Source organism: Hydrocoleum sp. CS-953 (assembly GCF_002260545.1).
GTDB lineage: Bacteria > Cyanobacteriota > Cyanobacteriia > Cyanobacteriales > Microcoleaceae > Trichodesmium.
On sequence record NZ_LGSU01000778.1, the window covers coordinates 1 to 4,599 of the forward strand.

The 4,599-nt window shown below is 36.1% G+C and carries 5 protein-coding genes; 4 read left to right on the plus strand and 1 reads right to left on the minus strand.

What is annotated here, in order from left to right:
• The 4 genes from AFK68_RS36525 to AFK68_RS09600 all read left to right on the plus strand — a co-directional run.
• A partial coding sequence (locus AFK68_RS36525) for a hypothetical protein (protein ID WP_168186388.1) occupies positions 1–398 on the plus strand: 398 nt, incomplete at its 5' end.
• A gap of 87 nt (positions 399–485) precedes the next feature.
• The gene (locus AFK68_RS36530) at positions 486–2,573 is read left to right on the plus strand and encodes a hypothetical protein (RefSeq protein ID WP_094672518.1); all 2,088 of its coding nucleotides are present in this window, start codon (positions 486–488) and stop codon (positions 2,571–2,573) included.
• Positions 2,574–2,589: 16 nt separating this feature from the next.
• Positions 2,590–3,063 (plus strand): Uma2 family endonuclease, encoded by a 474-nt coding sequence (locus AFK68_RS09595; protein ID WP_371357308.1) that lies wholly within the window; start codon positions 2,590–2,592, stop codon positions 3,061–3,063.
• Between the two features lie 100 nt (positions 3,064–3,163).
• Positions 3,164–3,997 carry a Uma2 family endonuclease gene (locus AFK68_RS09600; protein WP_094672519.1) on the plus strand — a complete coding sequence of 278 codons (834 nt, stop codon included), beginning with the start codon at positions 3,164–3,166 and terminating at the stop codon, positions 3,995–3,997.
• 365 nt (positions 3,998–4,362) lie between these two features.
• On the opposite strand, the gene AFK68_RS36535 is transcribed toward AFK68_RS09600, so the two are convergent.
• The coding region (locus AFK68_RS36535) for a hypothetical protein (protein ID WP_168186389.1) at positions 4,363–4,599 on the minus strand (237 nt) is incomplete at its 5' end.

A 4,599-nucleotide genomic window follows, 5' to 3' on the forward strand; every position in this document is an offset into this window, starting at 1 on the left:
AAATAAATATATTAGGCGATCGCGTAGCTCTCATTGATACAACTGCCACTACTCTTAACTCTTCATCCGGTGGAAGTGATGGAGGAAGTATTTCCCTCACCGCACAAAGTGACATTAATACAGCAAATCTTTTTACCGTTTCGCAAGGTGGAAGTGCAAGAAATATAAATATTACTAGCCTTAACGGTGGTGTTGACACTACCAATGGCTCCGTTGAGTCTACTTCCTTCTTTGGGAATGGAGTAAGTCTTAATATATCTGCCTTTGGAGATATTAATATAGCAAGAATGGTTACAGGAAGTAGGAAAGGTGATGGTGGTAATATCACAATTAATAGCCAGAATGGTGCTGTTAATAGTACCAGTGATCTCGGCCTCTCTAGTTTATTTGGTAATTGAGGAAGTCTTAATATATCTGCTTTTGGGGATATTAAAACAGAATCTGTTGATTCGTTCTCTGCTAGTGGTAATGCTGGTAATGTGACGATGAACAGTCGCACTGGTTCAATTAATATGGGATTTATTGATTCTCAATCATACGGAAATGGCAATGCAGGAAATATTTCTCTTACTGCTGAGGGTGATATCTACACAGGCGATCTTTTTACAAGTACATCTGGCAGTGGTAGAGGGGGAAATATTAGTCTGATATCTCGCAATGGTGCAATCAATACAACAGTTAATTCTACTGCTTCTGTTTCTGAACTATCCCCTGAAACTGATATTACCTCAGAAGAGATAGCTACCAGAGTTGCTGATGGTGGGGTGATACCGAATCTCCTTTCCCACTCTTCAGAAGGTATCGGAGGTGATATTAGTCTCACTGCTAAAGCTGATATTACCACATACGAAATAAATTCTTTCGGTGACAACACTGGTGGTGATGTTAATATCACCAGCACAACAGGTAATATTAATACAGACGTTATCTTCTCTACAGGAGAAAACGCACTTGGTGGAAATATTTCTATCCAAACTCAAGAACAAGGTAATATCAATATCAATCACATAGCTACTTATTCCACCAATGGTACAGGTGGTGAAGTTCTCCTTAACTCTGCTGGCAATCTCATCATCAACAATATTGCTTCTTTTGGACCAGAAAAAAGCGGTGATGTGACTATCCAAAGCAATAATGGTACTATTACTACCCGCAACATTCAAACCATCGCCGAAAATGGTATCAGTGGTAATATCGGCCTCAACACTTATGATTTTCAAGGCAATATTAATACTGCTGATATTCAGTCGATAGGCGATCGCTCGTCTGGAGAGGTAGAAGTTATCGCTGCTGATGGTTCGATAACTACTCAAAATCTTGAATCTCTCTCCAACTCTGGCGACTCGGACGATATTACAGTTAAAGCTAAAGATGACGTTCACACTGATGAAATTAATTCTACTGGTGGAGAAAATAGCGGAGATATAGAAGTTAGCAGCGATAATGGGGAGGTAAATACTGACAATATTGAATCTCGTGGCGAGTCGGGAGATTCTGGTAATATTGATATTGATGCCGAAAATGATATTAACACAGAAAATATTCGTACCCGTGGCAATAATAATAGTGGGGATATAGAAGTTAGCAGCGATAATGGGGAGGTAAATACAGACAATATTGAATCTCGTGGCGAGTCGGGAGATTCTGGTAATATTGATGTTGATGCCGAAACTGATATAAATACAGAAAATATTACTACCCATGGCAATAATAATAGTGGGGATATAGAAGTTAAGAGTAACAATGGTTTAGTTAATAGTAACGATGTGGTAAGTGAAGCAAAAATAGGAAATTCTGGGGATATTAATATTGTAGCCAAAGATAATATTAAGACTGATAATATTCGTTCTTTTGGTGGAGAAAATAGTGGTAATATTTCTGTTAATAGTGACCAAGGCTATATCAATGGCAATAATATTGAAACAATTGCCAAAACAGGAGATTCAGGTGATATTGATGTAACAGCAAAATACGATATAAATACAGATAATATTAGTTCTATTGGTGGAGAAAATAGTGGCAATATTTCTGTCACAAGTTTAGAAGATTCAGTTAATACAAAAAATATTATTAGTCAAGCCGAAACAGGTAGGGCTGGTAATATTGATATTAGTGCCAGAAATAATATTAATACAGGGGATATTACTTCTACTGGGCTTCAAGGAAGTGGGAATATTAATCTTACTACTAAAATAGGTGAAATTAGCACGGGTGAACTTTTGACAGATACCGGAATAATTAATATTAATCAACCAAACAATAATATTATTCTCCCAGCACCAAACAATCCATTTCCCATAACTCCTCCTGTAGGAAGTTCAGCTACTAATAATACTTCAGCATCAAGAATTATTAATCATACTCCACAAATACCGACAAACTTTCCCTCATTACCAACTAATAATTTAACATTACCATCCACACCACCAATCAATAATCCAGGACAAATTAACAACTTTTTCTCAACTATTTTGAATTGGGAATTAGAGAGAAAAAATGGTACAGATAAAAAATCAACTTACATTACAATAATTTCTCGAACTTCCACCAGGAGAAGGAGATATTACTTATGAATTTATTGATGGAATAATAGTAGCAAAAATGTCGCCCAAAAAATTTAATTCTAAACTGACTCGTGCTTTACTTTATTTAATTGATGAATGGTGTCAAGGTAAGGGAGAAGTATATCCAGAATTAGCAGTTAAATTAATCAGAAAAGGAAAAGATTGGATGCCTGTTCCAGAATTATTATATCTTGCTGCTGAACGTTTTCCTGAAGATTGGGAAGAAGATGTTGCTTGTTCCGTACCGCCAGATTTAGTAATAGAAATTATTTCCCCTGGTCAAACTTATGGTCAACTTAATGCTAAAGCAAAAGATTATTTAGATGCGGGTGTATTAAGGGTATGGGTTGTTGATAGTAAAGCTAGGAGTATTACAGTTTTTTATCCAGATGCACCGCCACAAACTTATATGGGAAATACTTTACTGATAGATTCTTTATTTCCAGGATTAGAGTTAACTGCTGAACAAGTATTTAAAAAAGCAGGAATTAGTAATTAAATTGTTCTCATTGGATTATAAGCCTGATCAAAATTGCTATAATTATTATTGTTCATAAGTCTTGAGATTAGACAATTCCTAAATTAATCTGGAGGTAATTATGTCAGAAAAATTAACACTTCTGCCCGATGAATATCCAGACACCAGTAATATGATTCTGGAGGATGATACTCCCTTTGATAGTTTTATTAATGAAAAACAACAACGTTTACTCACAACTGTATTTTATAGTGGTGCGGAAATACCTATAAATGTTCCTTTTATTGTTGCTGCTAATGTGGGTTTATTTTCTCATGTCCGACATTCAGGAATTGTACCGGATGTGTTTTTAAGCTTAAATATTATTGGCAGTGAAGAATGGTGGGAAAGAAATATTCGTTCTTATTTATTCTGGGAATTTGGCAAGCCACCAGATGTTGTAATTGAAATTGTTTCTCCTACTTCTGGCAATGAATTAGGAAGTAAATTAACAGACTACGCGCAGTTAAAAATTCCTTATTATGTTGTCTACGATCCATTGCAAAAACTAAGTGAAACTGTACTGCAAGTATTTCAACTTCAATTTAATTCTTATATTCCTAAAAATGATGCTTGGTTTGCGGATGTAAATCTAGGATTAACTCTTTGGAATGGTAGGTTTGAAAATATTAATGGTACTTGGTTACGTTGGTGCGATGCTGATGGGAATGTGATTAAAACAGGAGATGAAATAGCAGCAGAAAAAGATGCTGAAATATCTCAAAAGGATGCTCAAATTAAACAGGCGTTATTATTGGCAATTGAAATGGGATTAAAATTAAAATTTGGTGATGAATATGTGGGGATATTATCCGAGATTTCAGCAATTAATGATGTGAAATTATTAGAGATAATTGTTACTCAAATTCCCCAGGTTTATTCAATGGATGAATTGCGAAAACTATATTCTGAATAGTTGAAAAATGAGACACCAAAAAGTCATTGCGAGGCGGTGAAGACATAGTTAACCTTCTGGAGAAAGTTTTAACTTAGCCGAAGCAATCTCTGCGCATCCTTGAGATTGCTTCCTTCCACGGAGTGACCCTCGCCATGACACACCAAAAAGTCATTGCGAGGCGGTGAACACACAGTTAACTTTGTGGAGAAAGTGTTAACTTAGCCGAAGCAATCTCCGCGCATCCTTGAGATTGCTTCCTTATAAGGCGATCGCTCAATTTGAGAAAAACACCGTAGGTTGGGTTAAGCGACAGCGCAACCCAACACCTAACAGCAGACTTGTATTTTGTTGGGTTTCCTAAACGTCAACCCAAGCTACAAAGTTTACTTTTCCTCTTTTAACTGTTTTGCCACCTTCTCTGGATCTGTTTCTATTTCCTCGGTGTCTGGATTTAGATCAATATCTGGTTGCCATTTTTGAGCTTGCTTCAATAGAGTAATACCTAACTCAACTCTCTGATTTTCTCTGATTAATTCCCTACCTATTCGTAACAGATTTGTTGCTGCATTTAAACTGAAGTTAGAGTCAAGTTTTACTGCTTGTTGAAACTGAGAAACTGC

Bases quoted from the DNA above. Each gene is read 5' to 3' on its own strand.
- AFK68_RS09600 (WP_094672519.1), top strand. From the start codon at position 3,164: ATGTCAGAAAAATTAACACTTCTGCCCGATGAATATCCAGACACCAGT.
- AFK68_RS36530 (WP_094672518.1), top strand. From the start codon at position 486: ATGAACAGTCGCACTGGTTCAATTAATATGGGATTTATTGATTCTCAA.